We start from the raw sequence: 872 nt of genomic DNA on the forward strand, positions 1-872 counted from the left end.
CACCAGCGAGCGGGTATCGTTACACATCACAAAACCCAGCTCTTCGGGGCTGCGCGCCGCTTTCACGCGCGCCGCGAGAGAATAGAACAGGGCGATGCTCACGAGTTGGTCGTCCCGCTCTGGCACTGCGCCGCCGCTTTCGGGCAGACTGGCGTCGCGCGGCCGCTCATGCCGGGCAGTACGTCCTGGGCGTCGCTGCCAAATTCCGCTTCAATCTCAATCGTCTGGCTCACGGCGTCCACGCGGCCGCTGATGTGGGTGACGGTCATCGGGTAATGCTTGCCGGTTTCACCCACCACCGCGTCAAGCTGCGCGCCGGGCGCAAGCCAGGTGGTCCAGCCTGACGGCACGTTGAGGCGCGCCTTGCGGGTGCCGTTGCTTACAAGATCGATAACCTGCGCGCCTGCGCCGACGCCCTGGCCCTCTTTGACGTAAATACGCGCCACGCGGCCGTCGAACGGCGCGGTAAAGCGGCACTGCGCCAGCTGCGCTTCAAAAATTTTGATCTGGCTGCGGGTGCGGTTCACGTCGGCGGCGGCAAGGCCAACCTCCAGCGCGCCTGCGGAATGCAGACCCTGCAATTTCGCCTTCGCTTCATATTTGATCTGCGCGGCGCTGTACTCGGCGTCTGCCGCGTCGCGACGGGCTTTCAGCTCGCTACAGTCCAGCGTCACCAGCAGTTTGCCTGCCTTGACCGTATCGCCCAGCTCAACGTTGACCTGCGACACGCGCCCGGCCACCACGCTTGATAGCGGGCTTTCCTGGTTGGCCATCACCAGAAAACGCACCGGCGCGGCGCCGTTGTCGGCGGTGGCGTCAGGCGCGCTCTCAGGCGCTGCGGCAACGGCCGCATCCGGCGTTGCGACTGCCCC

Annotated in this window: 1 protein-coding gene; it reads right to left on the reverse strand. The window is 65.8% G+C overall.

All coding sequences use genetic code 11. The features are described 5' to 3' along the window. Positions 1–98: 98 nt before the first annotated feature. Positions 99–872 (reverse strand): efflux RND transporter periplasmic adaptor subunit (locus tag FDX01_RS02195; RefSeq protein WP_137399147.1); only part of this gene is annotated, 774 nt, incomplete at its 5' end.

It is taken from the genome of Citrobacter sp. wls613, assembly GCF_005281195.1.
Lineage (GTDB): Bacteria > Pseudomonadota > Gammaproteobacteria > Enterobacterales > Enterobacteriaceae > Citrobacter > Citrobacter gillenii.